Source organism: Streptomyces sp. CG4 (assembly GCF_041080655.1).
In the GTDB taxonomy this organism is placed as follows: Bacteria; Actinomycetota; Actinomycetes; order Streptomycetales; family Streptomycetaceae; genus Streptomyces.
Window position 1 is genome coordinate 2,510,886 of sequence record NZ_CP163525.1, and the last position, 25,393, is coordinate 2,536,278.

General features: G+C 70.6%; 19 protein-coding genes and 3 pseudogenes. 12 read left to right on the forward strand and 10 right to left on the reverse strand.

Features of this window, described 5'->3' with window-relative positions; all coding sequences use genetic code 11:
- Positions 1–23 precede the first annotated feature (23 nt).
- Positions 24–1,265 (reverse strand): annotated as a pseudogene (locus tag AB5L52_RS11415) (IS110 family transposase); the annotation flags it as partial.
- Between the two features lie 337 nt (positions 1,266–1,602).
- On the opposite strand from AB5L52_RS11415, the pseudogene AB5L52_RS11420 reads away from it, so the two are divergent.
- A pseudogene (locus AB5L52_RS11420) lies at positions 1,603–2,067 on the forward strand (IS5 family transposase); the annotation flags it as partial.
- A 207-nt stretch (positions 2,068–2,274) separates the two neighbouring features.
- On the opposite strand, the gene AB5L52_RS11425 reads toward AB5L52_RS11420, so the two are convergent.
- From AB5L52_RS11425 to AB5L52_RS11435, 3 genes and pseudogenes are all read right to left on the reverse strand, one after another.
- The gene (locus tag AB5L52_RS11425; RefSeq protein WP_067011155.1) at positions 2,275–3,045 is read right to left on the reverse strand and encodes a transposase; all 771 of its coding nucleotides are present in this window, start codon (positions 3,043–3,045) and stop codon (positions 2,275–2,277) included.
- Positions 3,046–3,365: 320 nt separating this feature from the next.
- On the reverse strand, positions 3,366–5,078 hold the full coding sequence (locus AB5L52_RS11430) for a recombinase family protein (protein ID WP_369363762.1): 1,713 nt from the start codon (positions 5,076–5,078) through the stop codon (positions 3,366–3,368).
- Between the two features lie 40 nt (positions 5,079–5,118).
- Positions 5,119–5,232, reverse strand: a pseudogene (locus tag AB5L52_RS11435) (hypothetical protein); the annotation flags it as partial.
- A 304-nt stretch (positions 5,233–5,536) separates the two neighbouring features.
- Between AB5L52_RS11435 and AB5L52_RS11440 the strand changes: the two are divergent.
- Positions 5,537–6,703, forward strand: a complete 1,167-nt coding sequence (locus tag AB5L52_RS11440) for an alanine--tRNA ligase-related protein (protein WP_369363764.1) — start codon at positions 5,537–5,539, stop codon at positions 6,701–6,703.
- A gap of 138 nt (positions 6,704–6,841) precedes the next feature.
- Here AB5L52_RS11440 and AB5L52_RS11445 read toward each other — a convergent pair whose 3' ends face one another.
- Positions 6,842–7,765, reverse strand: coding sequence for an LLM class F420-dependent oxidoreductase (locus tag AB5L52_RS11445; protein WP_351015829.1), 924 nt, complete (start codon positions 7,763–7,765; stop codon positions 6,842–6,844).
- 237 nt (positions 7,766–8,002) lie between these two features.
- Here AB5L52_RS11445 and AB5L52_RS11450 point away from each other — a divergent pair, with 237 nt between their 5' ends.
- The gene (locus AB5L52_RS11450; protein WP_351563885.1) at positions 8,003–8,191 is read left to right on the forward strand and encodes a hypothetical protein; all 189 of its coding nucleotides are present in this window, start codon (positions 8,003–8,005) and stop codon (positions 8,189–8,191) included.
- Positions 8,192–8,250: 59 nt separating this feature from the next.
- Here AB5L52_RS11450 and AB5L52_RS11455 read toward each other — a convergent pair whose 3' ends face one another.
- The 4 genes from AB5L52_RS11455 to AB5L52_RS11470 form a co-directional block, all read right to left on the reverse strand.
- Positions 8,251–8,778: a DUF6099 family protein gene (locus tag AB5L52_RS11455; RefSeq protein WP_369363766.1), complete on the reverse strand. Its 528-nt coding sequence runs from the start codon at positions 8,776–8,778 to the stop codon at positions 8,251–8,253.
- A 166-nt stretch (positions 8,779–8,944) separates the two neighbouring features.
- Complete coding sequence (locus AB5L52_RS11460) at positions 8,945–9,325, reverse strand: nucleotide pyrophosphohydrolase (protein WP_351015838.1); 381 nt, start codon at positions 9,323–9,325, stop codon at positions 8,945–8,947.
- On the reverse strand, positions 9,322–10,518 hold the full coding sequence (locus tag AB5L52_RS11465; RefSeq protein ID WP_369363767.1) for an ATP-binding protein: 1,197 nt from the start codon (positions 10,516–10,518) through the stop codon (positions 9,322–9,324). The genes AB5L52_RS11460 and AB5L52_RS11465 overlap by 4 nt, the downstream gene beginning before the upstream one ends.
- 172 nt (positions 10,519–10,690) lie before the next feature.
- Positions 10,691–11,110 (reverse strand): cell division protein SepF, encoded by a 420-nt coding sequence (locus tag AB5L52_RS11470; protein ID WP_351015844.1) that lies wholly within the window; start codon positions 11,108–11,110, stop codon positions 10,691–10,693.
- Positions 11,111–11,362: 252 nt separating this feature from the next.
- Between AB5L52_RS11470 and AB5L52_RS11475 the strand changes: the two genes are divergently transcribed.
- Positions 11,363–13,072, forward strand: a complete 1,710-nt coding sequence (locus tag AB5L52_RS11475) for a hypothetical protein (protein ID WP_351765146.1) — start codon at positions 11,363–11,365, stop codon at positions 13,070–13,072.
- 2 nt (positions 13,073–13,074) lie between these two features.
- Here AB5L52_RS11475 and AB5L52_RS11480 read toward each other — a convergent pair whose 3' ends face one another.
- Entirely contained in the window at positions 13,075–13,590 is a 516-nt protein-coding gene (locus tag AB5L52_RS11480; RefSeq protein ID WP_351015850.1) for a YceI family protein, read from the reverse strand.
- A 121-nt stretch (positions 13,591–13,711) separates the two neighbouring features.
- Between AB5L52_RS11480 and AB5L52_RS11485 the strand changes: the two genes are divergently transcribed.
- The 8 genes from AB5L52_RS11485 (at position 13,712) to AB5L52_RS11520 (ending at position 25,389) form a co-directional block, all read left to right on the forward strand.
- Positions 13,712–14,239 (forward strand): MarR family winged helix-turn-helix transcriptional regulator, encoded by a 528-nt coding sequence (locus tag AB5L52_RS11485; protein ID WP_369363770.1) that lies wholly within the window; start codon positions 13,712–13,714, stop codon positions 14,237–14,239.
- A gap of 104 nt (positions 14,240–14,343) precedes the next feature.
- On the forward strand, positions 14,344–16,143 hold the full coding sequence (locus AB5L52_RS11490) for a methylmalonyl-CoA mutase family protein (protein WP_369363772.1): 1,800 nt from the start codon (positions 14,344–14,346) through the stop codon (positions 16,141–16,143).
- Positions 16,143–18,317, forward strand: coding sequence for a methylmalonyl-CoA mutase (scpA, locus tag AB5L52_RS11495; protein WP_351015859.1), 2,175 nt, complete (start codon positions 16,143–16,145; stop codon positions 18,315–18,317). Before AB5L52_RS11490 ends, scpA begins: the two co-directional genes overlap by 1 nt.
- A 7-nt stretch (positions 18,318–18,324) precedes the next feature.
- On the forward strand, positions 18,325–19,329 hold the full coding sequence (gene meaB, locus AB5L52_RS11500) for a methylmalonyl Co-A mutase-associated GTPase MeaB (RefSeq protein ID WP_351015862.1): 1,005 nt from the start codon (positions 18,325–18,327) through the stop codon (positions 19,327–19,329).
- 400 nt (positions 19,330–19,729) lie between these two features.
- Entirely contained in the window at positions 19,730–20,863 is a 1,134-nt protein-coding gene (locus AB5L52_RS11505) for a 3-deoxy-7-phosphoheptulonate synthase (RefSeq protein ID WP_369363775.1), read from the forward strand.
- 57 nt (positions 20,864–20,920) lie between these two features.
- On the forward strand, positions 20,921–22,333 hold the full coding sequence (locus tag AB5L52_RS11510; RefSeq protein ID WP_369363777.1) for an aldehyde dehydrogenase family protein: 1,413 nt from the start codon (positions 20,921–20,923) through the stop codon (positions 22,331–22,333).
- A gap of 3 nt (positions 22,334–22,336) precedes the next feature.
- A complete protein-coding gene (locus tag AB5L52_RS11515) occupies positions 22,337–23,662 on the forward strand; it encodes a phenylacetate--CoA ligase family protein (protein WP_351015871.1) in 1,326 nt (441 codons plus the stop codon).
- A complete protein-coding gene (locus AB5L52_RS11520; protein ID WP_369363779.1) occupies positions 23,659–25,389 on the forward strand; it encodes a prenyltransferase/squalene oxidase repeat-containing protein in 1,731 nt (576 codons plus the stop codon). The genes AB5L52_RS11515 and AB5L52_RS11520 overlap by 4 nt, the downstream gene beginning before the upstream one ends.
- The last annotated feature ends 4 nt before the right edge of the window (positions 25,390–25,393 follow it).

The following is a 25,393-nucleotide window of genomic DNA, read 5'->3' on the forward strand; positions in this document are numbered from 1 at the left end:
GAGTCGGTCGGGTTGGCGGGGCATGCATGCGCTGGAAGGAGCGGTGCAAAGGCCTGCTGTTCGTCGAAATGCTGCTGGGCCTTGACACAGTGGTGGAGCTGGCCGAGGAAGCGGTTCAGCAAGTGCCGTTGCGCGGCGGCATGCCAGTCTCCGTGCTCGCGTCGGCGTCGGTAGTGCGCGTTCGCTCCCGGTGAGGCGGTGAGGGCGGCGAAGGCCCAGAGGAAGCCAGCGTTGATGAGGCGGTTGTTCTTGACGAACCGGCGGCCGACGAACCGCTTCTTGCCAGAGGCCCGGGTGATGGGCGCGGGTCCGGCGTACGACTTCAGCGCCCGGGCGTCGGCGAACCGTCCCCGGTCGTCGCCCAGCTCTGCGAGCACGCGAGCGCCGAGCATGGGCCCCAGGCCCGGGAAGCTGAGCAGGATCTCACTGTCGGCGTGCTGGTGAAAGGCGGCTGTGACCGCCTCCGCGAGATCGTCCGCAGCCTGGCAGGTGGCGTCCAACTGCTTGAGCAGGGCCATGAGCTGGTGGCCGAAGGCATCCTCGACGCCGGGCAGCTGGTGGGCGTACTCGGCACGGAAGGTATCCCGCAGCCGCTCGGCTTCCGCGTCGCAGCCGCGGAGGCGGCCACTACGTTTCAGGGCGCCCCGCAACTGGGCGAGGGTGAGCTTCGCGGCCTTGGCCGGGGTCGGGGCCAGGGTGAGGATGACGCGGGCGTCAGCCCTGGTCAGACCGCCTTGTTTGCCCTGGAAGGCCAGCAGAGCAGCGGGGTAGTACTCGCGCAGGAGCGAGCGGACCTGGTTGGCGACCTGCTGCCTAGTCCAGACGGCGTCCTGCTGGGCTCGGGCCAGGACCGTGATGGCCTGGGCAAGTTCGGAGTCGGCCGGCAGGGGCCGGTGGGCGTGCATGTCGGTGCGCAGGATGTTCGCCAGGACCAGGGCGTCGCCGGGGTCGGACTTCTTCCGGCTGACGCCGTGGCGGTCGCGATAGCGGGCGGCGGCGAGCGGGTTGATCGCGAAGACCCGACGGCTGCCGGTGCGCAGGCTCTCGACCAGAAGGCCGTGGCTGGTCTCGATGGCCACCGGTATCGGATCGTCTGGGCTGTCACCGTGCTCGGCCAAGAGGGCCAGGAGCTGGTGGTAGCCGGCCGCGTCGTCGGTGATACGGGCTTGGGCGAGCAGGGTGCCGGCTTCGTCGACGACGGCGACGTCGTGGTGGCGCTCCGCCCAGTCGATGCCGCAAAACACAGTCAAGCTGTCCTCCCAGATCCGTCCGTTTATGCAGGTCACGAGCACATGCGGGTCACGCGGCGCCCTAATCCAAGGACTCGTACGTCCGCCATCTCAGTAGCCGTTCACGACACCAGCGCACTCCAGGGGCTCGTTCTTTCTGCAGAGCTCACGGGCTCGCGGATGGATGAGGCCGGGGAAACGGAGGCATCAGCCCGGCGCCCGCGTCATCACCGGGAGCCCCGCAACGGACAGCGATACCGCTCTTTGAGGAGGCCTTGACGGCCAGGGGGGATCCAGGCATTCGCTGTCCTGCACAAGCAGCTGCCCGGGGCGTTGCACGAGCCCGGGCCGTCTGCTTACATCCTGGATTAGGGGGGATCGCGTCGGGTCTTCCCCGGTCGACCGCGCCCGTCCAGGCTCGAAGCATCATGTGATAGTCGACCGCCACGGAACCCTGCTTGCCGTCACGCTCACCGGCGGCAACCGCCACGACGTCACCCAGCTCCTGCCGCTGCTCGACGCCATCCCACCTATCCGGGGTCAGCGGGGACGCCCCCGCCGCAAACCCCGGCGCATCTACGCCGACCGGGGCTACGACTTCGACAAGTACCGCCGCCTACTATGGAAACGCGGCATCAAGCCGGTGATCGCCCGACGCGGCGTCCCCCATGGTTCGGGGCTTGGCAAGGTGCGCTGGGTGGTCGAGCGTGCCTTCGCCTGGCTGCACCAGTTCAAACGGCTCCGTGTCCGCTACGAACGACGCGCCGACATCCACCATGGGTTGTTGACCCTGGCGTGCAGCATCATCTGCCTTCGAAAGCTCCGGTCCGCGGCATGAAACCGTCAGTCGGGGAGAAACTCCCGGGCATGGTCGTGTGCCCACTGGGCGAAGGTGCGAGCCGGAACCCCGGTGGCCTCCTCGGCTGTGGGCACCGGGCCCGTCGCCGTCGGATCGAATTCCTTGAGTGCCTGCAGGTCTGTCTCGCTTCCTAAGCGTTGTCCCGTAAATGATCTTTGGTGTGCTGGATGACCTGCCGTTTCTCCGTCACCCGGCAAGGGTGAGGTTGTGCAGGCGGGCGATGCCGAGCATGGCGTGGTGGACGCCGTCACCTTTGAGGCGGCAGTCGCGCAGGATCTTCCAGGTCTTCATCCGGGCGAAGGCGTGCTCGACGCGGGCGCGGACTTTGCGGTGCGAGGCGTTGTGTTCCTCTTTCCAGGCCGGGAGTTCGGCCTGGCCGCGCTCGCGGCGGTGCGGGATGACCAGGCCGGTGCCGCGGTAGCCGCCGTCTGCGATGACCGTGGTGTGGCCGACGGCGTCTTTCACGCCGGACAGCTCCCAAGCCTTGCAGTCGTTGCGGTTGCCGGGCAGTGGCCGGCCGACGGCCACGACGAGCCGGGTATCGGCGTCGATGACGACCTGGTGGTTGGTGGAGTACCGGTAATTCTTTGACTGCTCGGCGACGGTGTGGTCGCGGGTGGGCACCAGAGTGCCGTCCACGATCAGCACGGTGTCCCGGCGGAACCGTCTGCGCGGCTGGAGGGCGAGCGCGGGTCCGAGGTGGTCGATGATGCGGTCGGCTGCGGACTTTGACACCCCGAACAGCGGCGCCAGTTGGCGCAGCGTGAGGTTGGTCCGCCAATAGGCGGCGATCAGCAGGACCCGGTCCTCCAGCGGCAGACTCCAGGGCCGGCCCTTGCGCACCGGGTCGGCGCCCTCGCGTCGCAACGCTGTGATCAGCTTGCCGAACTGACGCGGACTCAGCCCGGTGAACGGGGCTATCCAGGACGGCTCCGACGCCGTGATCACACCAGCCACACCAAGATCATCTCATCCGTGACCAGCAGTTACGGGACAAGTCTTAGGGTATGAGCCTTCCCTGCACCGACAGCTCTCCTTTGATGAATTGGAGGAGACGGAGTAGGCGTAGCCGCCAGCCGGTTTCAATGCGCGCGGCATCGCGCCCGGTTCGCCTCGGAGCCGGGCGCTTAGCTGTGTCCGTAAGCGGAATGATTCATGTCTGTTTGTCAGTGCCTCATGGGATGGTTCTAGCTCCAGATCAATCGACATAAAGACACAGAAAAGCCCCTGTGACGCCCTCCCAACTCGGGAAGGTATCCAGGAGCTCTCTCGCGTTCTCAGACGCTCTCAGGGGCGCTCAAGAGCTTCTGGTGTAGCTGATCAATGACCTCTGGAACAACTGACGTATCCACCAGCCTGCTTGGGAAGTCCCTGAGTTCCGGGTTCGTCCAATGCGCCGGTACGTTCCAGCCGTTCAACTGCCACCCCTCAACAGAGGCGGAGTCCAGTCCCGCAGCTTTGGCAAGTTCCTGTAGGTCGCCGAGGGACACGACTACGCCGTGACTCGCGTTGAGAAGTGCGCTCTTCCAGACGTAGACCCGTACGTCCCTGCCTGTGAGGTAATCCCTACGTTCCTCGGTGCGCATGCCTCCCCACTTCTGAGCCCACGTCAGACCCGTCTCTACGTATCGAGTGACTGAGGGGCGTACCGGCTTGGCTTTCAACTCCTTCTGTTTCCTGGTGAGATTCCCGTGCATACGCCAGTAGGACTGTTCCTTCTCGGGGTCGTCGTACCGGCCGTTCTCATAGTCCTTCTCCAGCCTGAGCAGACGTGCTGTGACCTGCTCCAGCTCTGCTGTGTGGTCCTCCCCCGGCTCGGTCACCTTCACCACTTCCGGGAGGTCACCAAGCCTGTCCAAGAGGACTCCCTCAAAGATCTCATTCAGGAAGTCCTCTGGAATCCGAGCCGGACTGTCACAGGGCATTGCCTTGGAACGGGACGTACAGGAGTAGTGCCGGTAGACCTTGACTTCCCCCGTTGCCAGAGTCTTCTTAAGTCGGTGGCAGAACATCCGAGCCCCACAACTCCCGCACCGTGCAATGCCTGTCAGTAGGGAGACAGCATCGCCACGCCGGATGTTCGATACGCCACGGGACTTGATGGCGGACACAGTGGCTTGCCATTCGGCATGAGTGAGAATCGGGTACTCCGTCGCCATTACGAGGTTCCCCTGATCATCCTCGTACGGCTCACCCTTGTAAGCGAGGAATCCGGCACAGGCAGGGTGCTTGAGGATGTTCTGAACCACCCTGGGAGTCCAGTTAGTTCCCTTGGGCTCTGTCAGAGCGTTCCCGTTCCTGCGCTTTGGCTCCTTCCCTCTCAGTACGCGCAGATAGTCACGCCACGTAATTACTCCCTTGGCGTTCAGCTCTCGGGCAATCTGGTTCGTGGAGACTCCAGCACGTACGCGCTCTGAGATCTCCCGTAGAAGCTTGGCGTACTTGGTTTCCGGCACCAGGACGTAATGCTTCCCGTCCGGCGAGTCTGCGTAGACGTAGCCGAATGGCGTGATGCCTCCCGCGTACAGGCCGTTCCGGCGTAGGTAATCCCTTGCGTCAGAGACACGTTGCCGGATCTTTCTCAGCTCTGCTGCTGCCTGAGTCGCCTTGGCGTAGGCAATGAGCCGTCCCGTCTCTGTGGAGATATCGAACGAGGGATCATCCAAGACAACGAGAGTCTTCCCCCAGTCCAGAACGTTCTTGACGAACGCCATGAAATGGAGATCGTCACGGCTCAGGCGGTCCTGTGTGGTGACTGCCAGCACATCCCAAAGCTCCCGCCCTTCCTCGGTGAGCCATGGCCCCATAGAGGGGCGCTCAGGGAGGTCTACAGAGCCGGATACGGACCGGTCCTCCACCACGCCGGCCACGGGGAAGCTGCGCCCCTGTGCCCACGTCTGGAGGTGTTCCAACTGCCGTGGGATGGACGTTGATTCGTCGGTGTCCACGCTGATCCGTGCGGCGAGTAGCGCCCTCTGTGTCTCTGCCATGAGGCAGAGCGTAGGGCAGTTTCAACCTACGTATCTACGGAGTTCCGTAGGACGTGGAGAACTTCTGCGCGTTGTCGGGGTGCTTGTGCAGCAGATACCCGAGGTCGGTGGCCGGGTGGGCGGCGTCGCCGCGCGTGGAGATCGTCAGGAACACATGCCCGAGTCTTCCGGTATCAGTCGCCGCCGACCACCGGTTTTCAGCCTGCGGGAAAACCGGATGCCTCCGGGGCCGTGGCGCGTTACCGTCACTCTCATGAACGTCACCGGCCGAAGCATCGACGCGACCGCGCGAGCGACCAGCTCGCCGGTTGCCGCCGCCTGACCTTCCCCCTTTCCACCGGCGACCGGAGACGGCCCGTCGGTGATCCCGTGGCGTTCTCCTCCGCTCGCCCGGTGTGGTGACCGAGCGGTCCCGTTCTCCGGTGCCTCCCCCGCTGTGACGCGAAGGAGCCACCCCCATGAACACCGAGCGTGTAGTCCGAACGTTCATCGAGTACTTCGAAGAGCGCGGTCATCGCCGCATCACCGGCTCGACCCTCCTGCCGCCCCCCGACGACCCGGTGCTGTTCACCACCTCCGGCATGCATCCGCTCACCCCGTATCTGGAGGGGCGCCCGCATCCCCTGGGCAGTCGGCTGGTCAATCTGCAGCGCTGTCTGCGCACCACGGACCTGGAGGAGGTCGGCGACACGACCCATCTGACCGTGTTCGAGATGCTCGGCACCTGGTCCCTCGGCGACTACGAGGGCCCGCAGAGTCTCAACTGGGGCTACGACCTGCTGACCGAGGGGCTGGGGATCGATCCGGGCCTGCTGCACGCCACCGTCTACGGCGGCGACGAGCAGGTCGGCCCGGACACCGCTTCCCTGCGGGTGTGGCAGGACCGCGGCGTTCCCGTCGAGCTGACCGTGGAGGACAACTGGTGGTCCAACGGCCCGGTCGGCCCGTGCGGGCCCGACTCGGAGATCTTCCTGTGGACCGGCGACACCCCGCCCCGCTCGACGCCCACGCGCGACGACCGCTGGGTCGAGGTGTGGAACCACGTGATGATGCGCCATCGCCGCCTGGAGGACGGCTCCCTCGTGCCACTGCCGCAGCGCAACATCGACACCGGGCTGGGCGTGGAACGGCTCGCCTCTCTGCTGCAGGGCAGGTCGTCGGTGTTCGAGTGCGACGTGTTCGACCCCTGGCGCCGGCTCGTCCCGGCCCTGTGGCCCCTGGACGAACCGTCACTGCGCCTGGTCTACGACCATCTCCGCTCGGCCGTCGTGGTCATCGGCGACGGGGTACGCCCGGCCAACACCGGACGGGGCTATGTCCTGCGCCGCCTGGTGCGCCGGGTGCTCACGGTGCTGTGGCGGGACGATCCGTCGCGCGGTCTCCACGACCTGCCGGACGAGCTGCTCGCCCACACCCTCGACCACTTCCGGCTGGACGGGGAGACCGCCGGCGTACGCCGTCTGCTGCTCGACGAGGAGCGCCGGTTCCGCCGGCTCCTGGAGCGCGGACGACAGGTGCTCGCCCGGCCCCGGTTCCATGGCCCGCTGACGGATGAGGACTTCCACTACCTCCACGACACCCATGGGCTGCCGCGCGATCTGGTCACGAGCCTGCGAGAGGGATGACGGCGACCGTGCCCCGCCCGGTCCGGCGCGCCGTACGGACGGGGCGCTCCGGGCGGTCCGGGCGTGACATGGCTTTGTGCCGTGTGTTCGGGGGTGGTCGCGGGTGGTCGCGAGTGCTCGCGAGTGCTCGCGGGTGTGTTACGACAGCTGCGACTGGACCTGGGCCGAGATCAGCTCCAGGTGGTCCAGGTCGTCGAGGTCGAGGATCTGCAGGTAGATCCGCCGGGAGCCGATCTCGGCGTACCGGCCGATCTTGTCGACGACCTCGGCCGGGGAGCCGGCCAGACCGTTGGCCTTCAGCTCGTCCGCCTGACGGCCGATCGCGGCGGCGCGCCGGGCGACCTCCCGGTCGTCCCGGCCCACGCAGACGACGAGCGCGTTGGAGTACGTCAGCGCGTCCGAGCCGCGGCCGGCCTGTTCGGCGGCGGCACGCACCCGGCCGAACTGCCGCTCGCTGTCCTCGACGGAGGCGAAGGGGATGTTGAACTCGTCGGCGTACCGGGCGGCGAGCCGCGGTGTGCGGGTCGCGCCGTGGCCGCCGACGAGCACCGGGATCTTCTGCTGGGCCGGCTTGGGCAGCGCGGGCGACTCCGTCAGGTTGTAGTGGGCGCCGTGGAAGTCGAAGGTCTTGCCGACCTCGGTCGCCCACAGCCCGGTGACGATCGCGAGCTGCTCCTCCAGCCGCGCGAACTTCTCCTTCGGGAACGGGATGCCGTACGCCTTGTGCTCCTCCTCGAACCAGCCCGCGCCGAGGCCCAGCTCGACTCGGCCGCCGGACATCTGGTCGACCTGGGCGACCTGAATGGCGAGCACACCGGGCAGCCGGAACGTTCCGGCAGTCATCAGCGTGCCGAGGCGGATGCGCTGGGTCTCGCGGGCCAGCCCGGCCAGCGTGATCCAGGCGTCGGTAGGCCCGGGCAAGCCGTCGGAGCCGCCCATGCGGAGGTAGTGGTCGGAGCGGAAGAAGGCGTCGAAGCCGAGATCCTCGGTGGCCTTCGCCACGGTGAGCAAGGTGTCGTAGGTGGCCCCCTGCTGGGGCTCGGTGAAGATTCGAAGGTCCATACATCCATCCTGCACGCCGCCCGCCCCGTCAACCTCGCCGGTACCTCCCCGCACGGCCGTCCCCGGTCGGGTGAAAATCGTCCTGGAGGGTCCGGGGCGACGGCGCGGAGCAGTGACCCACTCGGGTGATGATCGTTGGGACGTCGGAGCCGGACCGACCGGCACCCGCGCCGGACGGTGGCCGCCGTGGCGCGTCACCGCGTGGCCCTGCCGGGCCGGGGGGCCGAGGAGGCCGTGATGTCCGAAGAGAAAGGCTCCGCCGGTCAGCGGGTTGGCTCCGCCGGCCAGCCGAGGAGCCTGCTGGAGCAGATGGAAGAGCTGATGGCCGCGTTGAACGCGGATCTGTCGGAGCTGGCCGACCTGCACGCCGGGGAGCGGGGCTGCGCCGAAGAGGCCGACCTCGGCCGACACGCCGACCTGGGCTGACACGCCGTCCTGGGGGCCGCCGCCCCCAGACACCCGCTTCGGCCTGAACGGCCTCGTCCTCAAACGCCGGACGGGCTGTTCTGGTTGTCGTTCGGGCTGTTCTGGCTGTTCTGGCTGTCCTGGCTGTCGTCCTCGCGTAACGCCGCCTCCCGTGCCGCCAGCTTGCGCAGCATCTCCAGGACGCGGTCGCGGGACTCGTCGGCCGCGTCGATGGCCTCCATGCACTGCCAGTACACCGTCTCGTCGGCCGCGGCACTGGCCATGCCGACCAGGGCCATGCCGACCTCGCCGAGCAGACCCCCGAGGCAGAGCAGGGTCTCGCGGGCGTCGTCCAGCTCGGTGAGCTGGGCGGCGCGCAGGTCGCCCAGGTCGATTTCCGGCGGGTCCAGTACCCCGCAGCCCCGGCCGGCCAGTTCGGTCAGGCCGAGCGCCTCGCCGCGCAGCTCCGGCGGACCGGAGACCGCGAGCCTGCTGCCGATCGCCTGGGCCAGGGCCTGCGCCTGCCACACCTCCGCCAGGATCTCGCCCGCGTCGGCGCCGCCCGCCAGGGCGCGCCTGCTCGTGAGGATGAGCCGTATCGCATCCATGTGTCGCCCCCGTCCCTCCGCGTGCTTCTCCGCACGCTCTCTTGAATTTTCCTGTCCACTACCCAGAGTGAGGGCGCGTGGGACGAAAAGCCAGAGGTGGGGGGAAATTTGTGGACAACAATTCGGATTAGACAGGCGAATTGACTGCGTAGAGTAATAACGGAGCTCAGGATTCCGGCAGTTGACGGCCCTCGGCCCCGCCTCGATCCCCGCCGCCCGGTCCCGGCACGGGGAAACGCCGTTCGTTTCGGGCGATCTTGGCGTCCAGGGCGGCCAGTGGGTCGATGCCGAGGACGTCGCAGAACTGCAGGAGATAGGCGAGGACGTCGGCGACCTCGTCCGTGACGCGATGCGCGGTGTCGGGGTCGGCCATCACGCGGGCCGACTCCTCCGGGGTCAACCACTGGAAGATCTCGACGAGTTCGGAGGCCTCCACCGAGAGGGCGGCGACGAGGTTCTTGGGCGTGTGGTAGGGCTGCCAGTTCCGCGCGGCCGCGAACGCGGCGAGCCTGCGCTGGAGCCGGGCCAGGTCGAGAGGTTCCGTCACGCGTCCAGGTGTACCACCGAGACGCCGTCGACCCCGGCGGCCCACGAGGCGTCGCTCACCGCGCCCACGCACCGGATGTGCCCGCGCTCGCCCATCCGGGCCGCCGTCCGCAGCAGTTCCCGGCGCTGGAAGGGGTCGAGCCCGCGATCGAAGCCGTCGGCGAGAACGGTGAGGGTACGCAGGGCGTCGGGCACCTCGCCCGGGGTGTCCAGGTCCAGGACACCGGGTCCGGTCAGCAGCACCAGCGTCAGCGCGAGATAGCGCAGCTCGCCGTCGCCGAGCCGGGCCAGTTCGCTGCGCAGGCCGTCGCCGCGGTCGAGCAGGGCGCGTACCGTGCCGTCCGGCCGCGGCTCGGCGATCAGGTCGGCAACCGGGCCCGAGGAGCCCGCGTGCAGCGCCTCGACCAGCAGGCCGTGCCGGCGGGCGCACTCCGCGCGGGTGCGCCACAGCACGTCGGCCAGGTTGTCGCAGCCGGGCAGCAGCCGGCCGGACCCGGTGGGCACGGGGGTGCGCATGCACTCGGGGCGGGGGTCGCAGGGGAAGACCGAGCGCAGGGCGACCACCATCTGTTCGGCCGCGGCGAGCACTTGGCGCTGCCCATCCGTCTTGCCGGCCACGCGCAGCGGCAGCAGCGCGGTGCCGAGGCGGTCGTCCGGGAGCGGGGCGCGGGTCACCGGTGCGGAGCCCGCGGTGTGCCAGGCGGCCTGCACGGTCCGGCGCCCGGGGTCGCGCAGCGCGGTCTCCAGCAGGACGACCCCGCCCGCGGTCAGTCGCTCCCCCACGATCCTGAAGTCGGGCTCGGCCTGTACGGCGACGTCGAGCCGGACCGGCCCCTCGGCGCCGTCGGCCGTACACCCGATGCGGAAGCCCCGTCGGCCGCCGGCGTCGGGGCGCGCCCGCTGTGGCACGCAGGCGACCGGGTCCGGGAACGCCTCGCCGAGCGACGCTCCGCCGCCGAGCCGGGCGAGCGCCTCGTACGCCGCGAGCGCGGTCGTCTTCCCCGCGCCGCTGCGCCCCGCGAACAAGGTGACGGACCCCAGCGGAAAACCGGCCCGCCGGTGCCCGGCGAAGGCCGACAGCCGCAGCTCGGTGATCCGGGCCCGTACGTCGAGGGGGCCGCGGGACTGCGGGGGGACGGTCCCGGCGGACACATCGACCGCGGGAGGCTCAGCAGACACAGAAGACACGGCCATGTCCGGACGGTAGGACTCCGCCGCCCCGGCGAACCGTTTTCCCGTTCGCATCTCCCCACGATCGGGGGACGCGCGGACGGCAGCGGCACCGGGGACCACTCGGCCGGGTGACCCCGGGCGGCCACCGGGTGCCGGGGTGGACAGAGACCGGACGGGCACCAACAGCCCTACCTCAGCCGCCGGAGGCGCCCGCGCTCTCCATCAGTCCGCTGACCTCGGTGCCGGGCGGGGTGAGAAGGAACACATTGCGGTCGACGCGGTGCATGCCGCTGCCCAGGCCGAAGACCACACCCGTGCTGAAGTCGAGGACACGCTTGGCGACCTCGGTCTCCGCGCCGGTCAGGTCGAGCAGGACCGGCGCGCCGGCCATCAGGGTCTCGGCGACCTCACGGGCGTCGGCGAAGACATTGACCCGTAGAACCACGAACCGGCGCCGGGTCTCCGTCTCGGCGTCGGGCAGCGAGCGGTGGTTCACCGCGGACGGCCAGGCGTCCCGGCCCCGCAGCGGCACCACCTGGGCGAGCCCCTCCCACTGTTCATCGGTGACGTCGTAGCGGTTCACCGGCTCCCCCCGAACTGACTCGCATTCCATGCCTGCACCAGCCAATTCTTACGCCAAATCACCCGTTCGGCCCAACAGCGACACACTGCGCGACCGATCCGGTGCCACGCCGTCCGGAGCGGCCTGCGGCACATGTACGAACAAAGCTCGCTTATCACCCGCCCGCATGCCGTTCTCTTCACCCTCCGGCCATGAGCCGGTCACCCGCCGCCGGTAGCGTCCGATCCCGTGCACTTGGCAGAAACACAGCAGGTGACGCCCGGCCGGCGGACACAGTCGGCGGTGTCCGCCATACGGAGAGCCCGCACCGAGACTCCCGACGCCCCCGCGCAGTGGCATCGCGTACTGACGCTGCTCGCCGACGTGAGCCTCTTCATCGGCACCCGTACGGTGTGGACGCAGGCGGCGACCCACCGGCTGACCCTCGCGGCGATCATCTCGGTCTGTTACGCGTCGATCCTGGTGACCGGCGTGCTCACGCTGACGGTCCGCCGGGCGCGCTCACTGGCCCGCCTGGACGTGATCGTGCTCGTGACCGCGATCGTGCTCACCCTGTGCACCTGGGCACTCAACCACGCGGGCGGCGACGAGGCGGTGCTGACCACGCAGGCCGCGCGGGAGATGGTCCACGGGAACCAGGTGTACGACCACGCCTGGCCGTGGCTCTTCCGCATCAAGGGCGTCGCACTGACGGCGACGACCACCGGCGGCTACGACTTCACCTACGGCTATCCCCCGCTGACCCCGCTGCTCACCGTGCCCTTCCTGTGGCTCGGCCACGACGGCGCCCCGGCGACGGCGGCGGCGACGGCCGTGCTGATCGTGGGCGCGGTCGTCCTCTGGCGGCTGCTGCCGGCTCCGTGGCGCTCCGCGGCCACGATGGTCTGCCTGGGCTTCAGCTTTCTGCCGATGTACGCACGTCAGGGCTATCCGGCGATCGTCGGCCTGGTGCTGCTGATCCCGGTGGTCGTGCGCTGGCCGCGGTTCGGTGCCGGGGGCCGGCTGGGCGTCGCCGGGATCGCGCGGGCCGCGTGCCTCGGTGCCGCGTGCGCGGCGCAGCAGCTGCCGTGGTTCGTCACGCCGTTCCTGCTGGCCGGCGTCTACGCCGTGCGCCGCGGCGAGCTGGGCGGGCGCGAGGCCGCTCGGGTGGTGCTGCGGATCACCGGGATCGCGGTTCTCACCTGGCTGCTGATCAACGCCTACTTCATGGTGAGCGAGCCGGGGCCGTGGCTGGAGGGCATCGCGCTGCCGCTGACGCAGGGCGCGGTGCTGCACGGCCAGGGCCTGGTGGGCATCTCGCTGTACTTCACCCACGGCAGCGACCGGCTGGACTGGTACAGCCATGCGAGCATGCTGCTCGCCGCGGCCCTGCTGGCGCTGTTCGTGCTGTTCGTACGGCGGCTGGGCCCGGCCGCGACCGTGCTGCCCTGGTGCGCCTTCTTCCTGGCGACCCGGTCCCAGGACGGCTACTACCTGATGATGACGCCGCTGTGGCTGGCGGCGGCGATCACCGTGCCCCTGTCGGACTTCTCCCAGGCGTGGCAGCCGCGGCCCCGCTGGCTGAGCGGCCCGCGCCGCCGGCCCGCGCTGGTCACGGCCGTGGTGGCGCTGGTGGCGCCCGCGCTGGTGAGCGCGACCCTCGCGGTGACGGGCAGGCCGCCGCTGGCGATGGACATCACGGCGGTCCGGCACGGCTCGGCGCGGACGGTCTCCGCGATGACCGTGCAGGTGACCAACACGGGCGGCGCGGCGCTCACCCCGTACTACATGCTCACCACCGGCCAGGGCATGAACCGGTACTGGACCCAGGTGCACGGCCCGGCCACGATTCCCGCGCACACGACGGCGACCATCGAACTGCGTGCGCCGTCCGGCAAGTTCGACGTGCCGACGCAGAAGGGCACCCATATCCGGCTGCGCGCGTTCACGGCGACTCCGCAGACCCTGTCCACGCGGGACGTGAACCGGGCCGAACTCGACGGCAAGGGCTGACGTCAGGCCGGCGTACGCGTGAAGCGCAGGCCGGCCGTCACCGTGGTCAGGCCGCGCATCATGCCCAGCTGGTTCCAGCCCATGCCGAACTGCTCGCGGTCGACGGTGAACTCCGCCTCCAGGGTGAGCGCGTCCGCGCTCGCGCCGGTCAGGCGCGCGGTGAAGGTCACCGGCCTGCTGATGCCCCGCGCGGTCAGCTGACCGGTGACGCGGACGCCGTCGCCGTCGAGGCGATCGGCGGTGCGGACGGCGAAGGTGATCTCCGGGTGCCGGCCGGCGTCGAAGAAGTCGGCCGAGCGCAGATGGGTGTCGCGCTTGGCGTTCTTCGTGTCCAGGGAGGCGGCCTCCAGGGTCACGGTGCCGGTCGCCGAGCCGTCGGGCCGTACCTCGCCGGTGCCCGCGACGGCGGTGAACGTGCCCTTCACGGTGACCAGACCCCACATGGTCCTGTGCCGCAGTCCCACGGTGGACGCGGTCGGGTCGAGCTGCCAGGTGCCTGTTTCCACGGCGACGGTCATGGTCGTACTCCCAGATCGAGTGGTTCAAATTTGGATGACTTCAATCGTGACCCACGCTAGCGCGTCATCCAATTTTGGACAACCCACTCGTCCAAATTTGGACCACGGGTAGACTCGATCCATGTCCGCACCCGACGCGCACCCCGCCGACCAATTCGCATGCCCCGCCGCAGGCAGCGGGCTGCTCCCCGCCGAGTTGCGCGCCTGGATGATCCTGCTGGCCGCGACGGGCGCCGTGGAGCAGCGGCTGCGCTCGGTCGTGAAGGAGACCCTCGACGTCTCCCACGACGAGTTCCTGATCCTGTGCCTGCTGGCCGAACACCCCCGCACCGGACTGCGCATGACCCAGGTCGCCGACCTCCTCGGCCGCCCCAAGACCCGGCTCACCTACCAGATCGCCTGTCTCCAGCGGTCCGGTCTCGTCACCCGTACCTCCGTGTGCGGCGACAAGCGCGGCGTGCAGGTCGCCCTCACCGACAAGGCGCGCGAGCTGCTGGGCGAGACCTCCGTCCTGCTCGCCGGAACCGTCCGGCAGGCCCTCGCCGACTCGATGGGCAGCGAGCAGCGCGCCGCCATGTGCGCACTGCTGCCGGACCTGGAGATCGAGCCCCCCGGAGACCGAGGAGCGAGCCCCGCGGAGACCCGGTAGCGAGCCCTGCGGCGGCTGAGCGGCACAGATCACAAGCGCAAGTGGAGAAACCTCACAAGCGATTGTCATGACCGGCTTGAGCGGCCTGCCCTAGCATCCGAGCCATGACGGTCCTGCCTGACGACGGGCTCTCCCTGGCCGCCGAGTTCCCTTTCGCGACGCACGAGCAGTGGCAACGCCTGGTCGAGGGTGTACTGCGCAAGTCGGGCAAGGAAGTCTCGGGCTCGGCTGCTGAGGACGCCCTGTCCACGACGCTGGAGGACGGGCTGCGCACCCGGCCCCTCTACACCGCGCGCGACGACGCGCCCGACCCCGGCCTGCCCGGCTTCGCCCCGTATGTGCGGGGCAGCCGTCCCGAGGGCAACACCGCGGGCGGCTGGGACGTGCGGCAGCGGCACACCGCCCGCACGGAGCACGCCGCCCTGGCCGACCTGGAGAACGGCGGCACCTCGCTCTGGCTCGTGCTGGGCGAGGGCGGCTTCCCGGTCGCCGAGCTGGGCCGCGCGGTGGAGGGCGTCTACCTCGACCTGGCGCCGGTCGTCCTGGACGCGGGCCGGGACACGGAGCAGGCCGCCGAGGCGCTGCTGCGGCTGTACGCCGACAAGGGCGTGGCCGACACGGCCGTACGCGGCAATCTGGGCGGCGACCCGCTGGGGTACGAGGCCCGGACCGGCACCGCCCTGGACTTCGCGCCGTACGCCGCGCTGGCCGCGCGCTGCGCCGAGCGGTACCCGGGCCTGCGCGCCCTCACCGTCGACGCGCTGCCGTACCACGAGGCGGGCGGCTCGGCCGCGCAGGAGCTGGGCGCCTCGCTCGCCACCGGCGTGGCCTACCTGCGCGACCTCACCGAGGCGGGGCTGAGTATCGAACAAGCCGCCGGGCAGCTGGAGTTCCGCTACGCGGCCACCGCGGACCAGTTCCTGACCGTCGCCAAGCTGCGCGCCGCGCGGCGGCTGTGGGCCCGGGTCGCCGAGGTCTGCGGGGCCCCGGGCGCGCAGGTGCAGCACGCGGTGACCTCGCCGGTGATGATGAGCCGCCGCGACCCGTGGGTGAACATGCTCCGCACGACCGTCGCCACGCTCGCCGCCGGGGTCGGCGGCGCCGATTCCGTCACCGTGCTGCCGTTCGACCACGCGCTGGGCCTGCCCGACGCGTTCGCCCGCCGTATCGCCCGCAACACCTCCACGATCCTCATCGAGGAGTCCCACCTGGCCCGGGTGATCGACCCGGCGGGCGGCTCCTGGTACGTCGAGCGGCTGACCGACGAACTCGCGCAGGCCGCCTGGGAGTTCTTCCGGTCGATCGAGCGCGACGGCGGCCAGTCGGCCGCCCTGCGCTCCGGCCGGCTGCGCACCGACCTCGCGACGACCTGGGCGGAGCGCTCCAAGAAGCTCGCCAGGCGGCGCGAACCCATCACCGGTGTCAGCGAGTTCCCGCTGCTCGCCGAGAAGCCGGTGGAGCGCGAGCCCGCGCCCGAGCCGCCGTCCGGCGGACTGCCCCGGGTGCGCCGGGACGAGGCGTACGAGGAGCTGCGCGCCCGCTCCGACGCCCACCTCGCGGCGACCGGTGCCCGCCCCCGGATCTTCCTCGCCACCCTGGGCTCGGCCGCCGAGTACACCGCGCGCGCCACCTTCGCCGCCAACCTCTTCCAGGCGGGCGGCATCGAGCCGGTCACCGAGGGCGGCTTCGAAGCGAGCGGGGCCACCGAGGCCGTGCTGTGCTCCAGCGACGCCCGCTACGCCGAGCAGGCCGAGCAGACCGCCGAGTCGCTGCGCGCGGCGGGCGCCCGCCATGTGTTCCTCGCGGGCCGGGGCGACCACGCCGGCATCGACTCGTACGTCTTCGCGGGCTGCGACGCCATCGACGTCCTGTCCGCGACCCTCGACCGCATGGGAGTGTCCTGATGGGAATCCCCGACTTCTCCGGCATCGAGCTGGGGACGCCTGCCGTCGACGGCAGTGCCGAGCAGTGGCGCGCGGCCGTCGAGCGGGCGACCGGCAGCGAAGAGCCGCTGTGGGAGACCCCGGAGGGCATCGGGGTCAAGCCGCTGTACACCGGCCGTGACCTGGAGGGCCTGGACTTCCTGGGCACCTACCCGGGCATCGCGCCGTATCTGCGCGGCCCGTACCCGACGATGTACGTCAACCAGCCCTGGACCATCCGCCAGTACGCGGGCTTCTCCACCGCCGAGGAGTCCAACGCGTTCTACCGGCGCAACCTGGCGGCCGGCCAGAAGGGCCTGTCGGTCGCCTTCGACCTGCCCACGCACCGGGGCTACGACAGCGACCACCCGCGCGTGACCGGCGACGTCGGCATGGCGGGCGTGGCGATCGACTCGATCTACGACATGCGGCAGCTGTTCGACGGCATCCCGCTGGACAAGATGACCGTGTCGATGACGATGAACGGCGCCGTGCTGCCGGTGCTGGCGCTGTACATCGTGGCGGCGGAGGAGCAGGGCGTACCGCCCGAGAAGCTGGCCGGGACCATTCAGAACGACATTCTGAAGGAGTTCATGGTCCGCAACACCTACATCTATCCGCCGAAGCCGTCGATGCGGATCATCTCCGACATCTTCGCCTTCACCTCGCAGCGGATGCCCCGCTACAACTCGATCTCCATCTCCGGCTACCACATCCAGGAGGCCGGTGCCACGGCCGACCTGGAGCTGGCCTACACGCTCGCGGACGGTGTCGAGTACATCCGCGCGGGCCGCGAGGCGGGCCTGGACGTCGACGCGTTCGCGCCCCGGCTGTCCTTCTTCTGGGCGATCGGCATGAACTTCTTCATGGAGATCGCCAAGATGCGGGCGGCCCGGCTGCTGTGGGCCAAGCTGGTCGCGCAGTTCGAGCCGCAGAACACCAAGTCCCTGTCGCTGCGCACCCATTCGCAGACCTCGGGCTGGTCGCTGACCGCGCAGGACGTGTTCAACAACGTCACGCGTACGGCCGTGGAGGCGATGGCGGCGACCCAGGGCCACACCCAGTCGCTGCACACCAACGCCCTGGACGAGGCGCTCGCCCTGCCGACCGACTTCTCCGCGCGCATCGCCCGCAACACCCAGCTGCTCATCCAGCAGGAGTCGGGCACCACCCGGGTCATCGACCCGTGGGGCGGCAGCGCGTACGTGGAGAAGCTGACGTACGACCTCGCCCGCAAGGCCTGGGCGCACATCCAGGAGGTCGAGCAGGCGGGCGGCATGGCGCAGGCCATCGACGCCGGGATCCCGAAGCTGCGCGTGGAGGAGGCGGCGGCCCGCACCCAGGCCCGTATCGACTCCGGCCGGCAGCCGGTGATCGGCGTCAACAAGTACCGGGTGGACAGCGACGAGCAGATCGAGGTCCTCAAGGTCGACAACTCCTCCGTGCGCGCCCAGCAGATCGAGAAGCTGCGGCGGCTGCGGGCGGAGCGGGACGAGCAGGCCTGCCGGGACGCCCTGGACGCGCTCACCCGGGCGGCCGACGGCAAGGAGAACCTGCTGGAGCTGGCCGTGCACGCGGCCCGCGCCAAGGCGACCGTCGGCGAGATCTCCGACGCCCTGGAGAAGGTGTACGGCCGGCACGCGAGCCAGATCCGTACGATTTCCGGTGTGTACCGCAACGAAGCAGGCCAGTCCCCGAACGTGGACCGCACCCGTGCCCTGGTGGACGCCTTCGAGGAGGCCGAGGGGCGCCGGCCGCGCATCCTGGTCGCCAAGATGGGCCAGGACGGCCACGACCGCGGCCAGAAGGTGATCGCCACCGCCTTCGCCGACCTCGGCTTCGACGTCGACGTCGGCCCGCTGTTCCAGACGCCGGAGGAGGTCGCCCGGCAGGCGGTCGAGGCGGACGTGCACGTGGTCGGGGTCTCCTCGCTGGCCGCCGGTCATCTGACCCTCGTCCCGGCGCTGCGCGAGAAGCTGGCCGAGGAGGGCCGCGAGGACATCATGGTCGTGGTCGGCGGGGTGATCCCGCCGCAGGACGTGCCGACGCTCCTGGAGATGGGCGCCGCGGCCGTGTTCGGGCCGGGGACGGTGATCCCGGACGCGGCGTACGACCTGGTGAAGCGGCTGTCGGCCGACCTCGGCCACGAGCTGTAGAGCCGCGATGGCCGCGATCGATCTCGATACCTATGTGAAGGGTGTGCTGGACGGCAGGCGGGCCCTGGTGGCCCGCGCCATCACACTGGTGGAGTCCACGCGCCCCCAGCACCGTTCGCTGGCACAGGAGTTGCTGACGCAGCTCCTGCCGCACAGCGGCCGGGCGCGGCGGATCGGCATCAGCGGGGTGCCGGGTGTCGGCAAGTCGACGTTCATCGACGCGTTCGGCACGCTGCTGACCTCGCTGGGCCACCGGGTCGCCGTCCTCGCGGTCGACCCGTCCTCGACCCGCACCGGCGGCTCCATCCTGGGCGACAAGACGAGGATGGAGCGGCTGGCGGTGGACCCGGCGGCCTTCGTCCGCCCCTCCCCCAGCGCGGGCACCCTGGGCGGCGTCGCGAAGGCCACCCGGGAGTCGATGGTCGTGATGGAGGCGGCGGGCTACGACGTGATCCTCGTAGAGACCGTCGGCGTGGGCCAGTCGGAGACCGCGGTGGCCGACATGGTCGACTCCTTCCTCCTGTTGACCCTGGCCCGCACCGGGGACCAGCTGCAGGGCATCAAGAAGGGCGTCCTGGAGCTGGCCGACGTGATCGCCGTCAACAAGGCGGACGGCCCGCACGAGCGGGACGCGAAGGCCGCCGCCCGCGAACTGGCGGGCGCGCTGCGGCTGATGCACGGCAAGGAGGCGTTCTGGACCCCGCCGGTGCTCAGTTGCAGCGCCCGTGAATCGACCGGTCTCGAACTGGTCTGGGAGCGCCTCGAACAGCACCGTGCGCTGCTCGACTCCGCCGGGCGGCTGACCGCCAAGCGGCGCGACCAGCAGGTCGGCTGGACCTGGGCGATGGTCCGCGACGAACTCCTCGGCCGGCTGCACGCCGACCCGGCGGTACGCGAGGCCGCCCCGGACCTCGAACGGCAGGTCAGGGAGGGCCAGTTGACCGCGACACTGGCGGCGGAACGCATTCTGGCGGCCTTCGAGGGGCGTACGACTCCTCCGTCCGGGGCCTGAGTCCGGCCGATCCGGCCCGCCGCGCAGTAGCGCGCGGCGGGCCGCGCCTTTTTCCCCACACACGCACCACGCCCGGCATGTCGGCTGCCGATCTCCAGGAGCAGCAGCGCTGAGGCGAGACCGCCCCGCCTCCCCGAGTTTCCTTTGAAATTCCCGAAGACATCGCGTGCATTGTTGTGCAGCTAGGTGCACACACAGCTTGCTGCACGCGATGCCGGTGGCGAGGCACCCCGGGAATGCGACAAGGTGATTCACGTGCTCGCCGCACACGTGCACCGCGACTTCCGCACCCCCATCCGATCGGTCCTTTCGGGATGTGCACCCATGAATTCTGATAGCCGCCCGGATGATTCGCTGCCGACGCACAACTGGTGCGCTGAGTAGAACGAATTGAGGAACGATGCAGATTCTTGACACGCCGGCCGAAGACACCACCGATTCCATAACCGATTCCATATCCGAAGAATTACTGCCGGGTGACATCGGCGGGCACCACCGTGTGCGCTGGACGAGCACCCCCGACGAACTCCTGGGCGAACTTCCGCTGACCCGGGCCGCGGCCCGCTCGGTGGGCGCCGGCCGGGTGATGACGCGCCGTGTGCTGAGCGGCGCGGACGACCGTCTGCTCGTCGTGGTCGGTCCGTGCTCGGTCCATGACGTGAACGCCGGTCTGGCCTACGCGAAGTCCCTGTGCGAACTCGCCGGCGACCTGGCCGAGGATCTCGCGGTGGTCATGCGGGTGTACGTCGAGAAGCCCCGTACCACGGTCGGTTGGACCGGGCTGCTGTGCGACCCGGCGCTCGACGGCACGCTGGACCTCGACCGGGGGCTGCGCACCTCCCGGACGCTCATGCTGGAGATCGCCGAACTGGGTCTGCCCATCGCGACGGAGTGGCTGACCCCGGCCGTTCCGCCGTACCTGGCCGACCTGATCTCCTGGGGGGCCATCGGCGCCCGGACCGTGGAGAGCCAGGTGCACCGCCAACTGGCCAGCGGACTCCCCATGCCGGTGGGCATGAAGAACGGCAGCACCGGCTCCCTGAGCGTCGCCCTGGACGCCATCCGGTCCGCGGCCGCTCCCCACGCCTATCTCGGACTCGGCCGGGACGGCAGGCCGGTCACGCTGCGCACGAGCGGCAATCCGCACTGCCACCTCGTGCTCCGGGGTGCGTCGGGCCGGCCCAACTACCACGCCGAGAACGTGCGTGAGGCGGCGCGGCTGCTGGCGGCGACCGGGCTGCCGGCAGGCCTGGTCATCGACGCCAGCCACGGCAACAGCGGCAAGGACCACGTACGACAGGCCGGGGTCGCCCGGGAGATCGGCGAACAGGTCGCGGCCGGTGACACGGACATCCGCGGCGTCATGCTGGAGGGCTTCCTGATCCCCGGACGCCAGGAACTGGGCGCGGGCGAGCCGGTGTTCGGCCAGAGCGTCACCGACGCCTGCATGGGGTGGGACGCCACCGTGGACGTGCTCCACGACCTCGCGGCCGCGGCCCGCCGGCGCCGCGCGGTGCGGACCCGCACGCGCTGACCCGCGTCCCGCCCCCCCGTACGCCCGCGACTCGCCGGAAGGAACAGGAGAGCGAGCATGCTGGACATCCCCGCGCTGGGTCCGACAGGGCCCTACCGGACCCGGAACCGCACCACCGTGCCGGACGCCTCGGGCAGCCCGGCCCTGGCCCTGGCATCGGTCCCGGGCCTGGTCGTCTCCCACTGGATCGAACAGCTCCGGGCCCACCCGCCCCTGCCTGTCACGCAGACCGCGGCGGTGCTCGGGAAGGCGGCCGCCGTCTTCGAGTCCGAGGAGATCGCCGGAGACGGCCTGGACGCCCACGAACGGCGTGTGGCGGCGCTCACGGGCACGCCCTTGCCGGTCGTCCGCGCCTGCGACGCCCTCATCACGGACACCCTGCGCGACGTGGGCCGGGCGCCGTCCTCGGCACGGCCCACGGGCTGCGCCCCGGTCGGCACGACCCCCTTTGAGGCGCCGTCGGCGGGCGCCGCCTGGTGCCGTACCGGGGACGTCTTCGCCGTGCACGCGGCGGGCAACAGCCCCGGCGTGCACGCCATGTGGCTGGAGGCGCTGGCGCTCGGCTACCGGATCGTCGTCCGCCCCTCCCACCGGGACCCGCTGACCAGCTTCCGCCTCGTCACGGCACTGCGCACCGCGGGCGTACCGCCGACGCAGCTGGTCGTGGCCCCCTGCGACCACGCGACGGCGGACCTGATCGTCGAGCGCTCGGACCGCGCTCTCGTGTACGGCGGTCAGGACGTCGTGGACAAGTACCGCAACCGCGCCGACGTCCGGCTGCAGGGGCCGGGCCGCTCGAAACTGGTGGTGGCCGCCGACGCGGACCGGGACACCGGGCTGGACATCGCCCGCACAGGCGCGCTCGATCACGCGGGCACCGCGTGCACCGCCACCACGGGCGTGCTGGTCGAACGGGACCCCTCGGGCTTCGCCGCCGAACTCGCCGCCGCGCTGGGCGAGGTGGCGGCGGCCCACCCGCTGGACGACGCGGCCGTCCTGCCGTGCATGCCGCGGTCCGCCGCGCAGCAGCTGACGTCCGCGGTCCTCGGCCGGGCCGGGGACGCGATCGTGCACCTGGCCCCGAGGGCCGTACCGCTCGGGGGCGAGGGCTCCCTGACGGCCGTCACGCCCGCCGTCGTGGAACTGGCGTCCGCGAGGGACCCGTTGCTGTCGTACGAGATGCCCTTCCCGTGTGTGTGGGTCGCCCCCTTCGAGCGGGCCGCCACCGACGTGCTCGACGGCTCGCTGGTGCTGTCGCTGCTGACCGGGGACCGAGAGCTGGTCGCCGCGGCCACCGGGCTCACCGGGGTCTCCAACGTGTACGTGGGCAGGCCCACTTCCTGGACGCACCCGGACGTCCCGCACGACGGCTTTCTCGGCGCGTTCCTGATGCGCGCCAAGGGACTGGCCCACGGCGGCCCGCTGACGGGGCGCGTCGGCGCCCGCGGCTCATCCGCGATCGAGGAGTGACATATGAAGATCAATTCCAGGACCGGCCTCGACTACATGGAGCGGATACGGCAGGAGGTGACCGCCGGCGGCCACGGCGGCGGCTCCGGAGAGGCCTTCCTCACCGCGAAGCTGGCCGAGGTCTGGCAGCGTGCCGCGGGGACGAGTGCCTACGCCTCCCTCGGCGCGTTCTCGATGCGGGCCTTCCGCGACCTGCCCGCGACGTCCAAGGACGACCTCAAGGCCCGGCCGCTCGACTATCTGCGGGTGCCGGTCGGCGAGGGGCTGAAGTACTACCAGACCACGGGGACGACAGGGATCCCCACGCCCACGCCCCGCACGGCCCGGGACATGATCGCCAACACCGTGTCCGTCGCCGAAGCCTGGCGCACGCTGCTCGCGGGCAGCGGTCATCGCGCCCTGATCCTGCTGCCCTCGGACATCGTGCCGGTCGCCGACCTGATGGTCGGTGTCTGCGAGTTCCTGGGGGTCCCGCACGTCAAGGCCTACCCGTACACCACCGGGATCTCCGACTGGGACCGCATCGTCGGCCTGTGGGAGGTCTTCCGGCCGACCGTCGTGTTCGTGGCGCCCGGGGTGCTGCTGCAGTTCTCCCAGATCATGAAGCGACGCGGCCTGCTCGACCAGCTGCGCCGGTCTGTCGAACTCCTCATGCTGCTCGGGGAGGTGAGCACGCCGGAACTGCGCGCCATGGCCGGACAATGGTGGAACGCCCGTGCCTACGACGCCAGTTACGGCAGCACGGAGAGCGGCACGCTCGCCGCGTGCTGCGCGCGGGACCGGCTGCACCTGCTGCCCCGGGCCAACTACTTCGAGATCGCCGGCGAGGACGGCCTCGCGCCGGCCGAGGCTGGGCGCGAGGGCCGGCTCGTCGTCACCCCGCTCAACAACGACGCCCGTCCGCTCCTCCGCCTCGACATGGGTGACGAGGTGTCCCTGACCGACGGCTGCCCCTGCGGCGCGACGACCCCGGTGGTGACGGTCCACGGCCGGGGAAGCGACGGCACCGGGATCAAGGGCAGCCGGGTGCGCACCCGCGACCTGGAGGGCATCGTCTACGCGAACGGGGACGTCATGGGCTACCTGATCGAGGTCGACGAACGCGGCACCTGGGCCAGGCTGCTGCTGGAGCGGGATCCCGGCACCGATCGCGAGGCCGAGCCCGCGAAGGCGGACCTCGTCCAGCGGCGCACGGACGAGCGCCTCGGCTTCCGGTGGGACGAGGTCCGGTTCGTCAACCGGCTGCCGGTCACGACGAAGAGCGGCGGCTCCCAGAAGAGCTGGAAGCGCTCGAACTTCCGGGTCGTCGACGAGGTGGTGCCGGCATGAGGTACGACACGCTGCTGCGGTCGTCCGGGGTCGTCTCCGGGGAGTCCGACCTGTGGTGCACCTACGCGGCCGTACGCACGCTCGGCTGGCTCGGCCGCATCGAGGACCTGCCCGCCCCCGAGACCGTCGCCGGCTTCCTCGCCTCCCGGCAGAACTCCGACGGCGGATTCGCCTGGTCCGCCGGTATGACCTCCGACGCCTGGGCCACCTATTACTGCACCCAGGCCATGGCCGAGCTCCCGGCCGACAGCCGCGGCACGGCCGGCAGGCCGAGTTCCGCGTGGGTGTGGAGCACCGCCCACGCGGACGGCGGGTTCGCGATGACGCCCGGTCAGGCGTCCGACGTCTGGGCCACCTACTACGCCGTACGGACTCTGGTGGAGATCTACGACGAGCGGCCGCCGGAGGCGCTGTTCGACTGGCTCGCGGCGCTGCAGGCCAAGGACGGCGGGCTGGCGTGGAGCCCGGCCCATGCGAAGAACGGCGCGTCCGACGTGCGGGCCTGCTACTACGCCGTCACCGCGTGGAGCACCGCCACCGGCGGGCGCGGTGCGCTGCCGTGGGACCGTGAGCGGCTCGTGGACTGGCTCAGGGGCCGGCAGAGCGCGGCCGGCGGATTCACCTTCCAGGCGGGCGACGAGACCGACTGCCTGTGGGCGACGTTCCGGGCCACCGGTGCGCTGGCCCGCCTGGGCGGGGGCCCGCGGGACCCGGAGGGCTGCGTCGCCTGGATCCGGGAACGGCTGCACCCGGAGGGGTCGTTCACCCGGTGGCCGGGGTATCCCGTGCCGGATGTGTGGGCCGCGTTCTGTGCCGTGGGATCCCTGCGGGAACTCGGCGCCGGTCTCGGCGACGTGGCCGACGGGGTGGTCCGCACCGTGCTGTCCTTCCGGACCCGGCACGGCGGCTTCACCTATCGCGCACCCGAGTTCGCCTCGGACGTGCTGACCACCTCCGCGCATGTGCTGGCCGGCCGCTTCCCGGACGCCGGGGCGCGCGACGCCCTGCGGTGGATGGAGAGCTGCATGATGCCGAACGAGAACGGCATCATGTACATGCCCGGCCGGGGCAGTGAGGTGCGCTGCACCCTCTGGGCCCTGTCGGCCGGGGCGTTCCAGGGCGACGCGCCGGCCCGTGCGGCGGTCGCGGAGTGGCTCGCCGGCGCCATCCAGAACCCCGACGGCGGATTCGGCTACTGGGAGGGCCGCGCGTCGGACATGGTGTCGACGTGCGCGGCCGCGGAGATACTCCACGGCTCGGCGGGAGAGTCCGCCGCCACCTCCCGGCGGGGCATCGCCGCGTACCTGGCCTCGTGCGAGACCGCACCCGGCCGGTACGCCAACGTACCCGCCGGCCGGCCCACCCTGCGCGCCACCCTGCAAGGGCTCAGGGCGCTGCACCGGGTGGCGGGCGCCGACGGCACGCGCGTCGGCGACGCGCTCGCCCGGCACCGGGTCCGCGGCGGCGGATTCGCGAACGAGGGCAACCGGGTCCCCGATCTGCTGAGCACCTACGAAGCCACCCTCACGGCGGACGTGTTCGGCCTCGACTGGGACGCCGGTCATCTCACGCGGTTCCTGGACAGCGTGCGCACGGCCGGCGCCGGGTTCTCCTGGACGCCCCTGATGGCCACGAGCGGTGGCCCGCTCGCCGACTGCCTGGGCCGGCGGCTGGAGCTGCGCCTGTCCCCCGAGCGGCAGGCCCTGCCGCCCCTGGCCCTGTCGTGAAAGG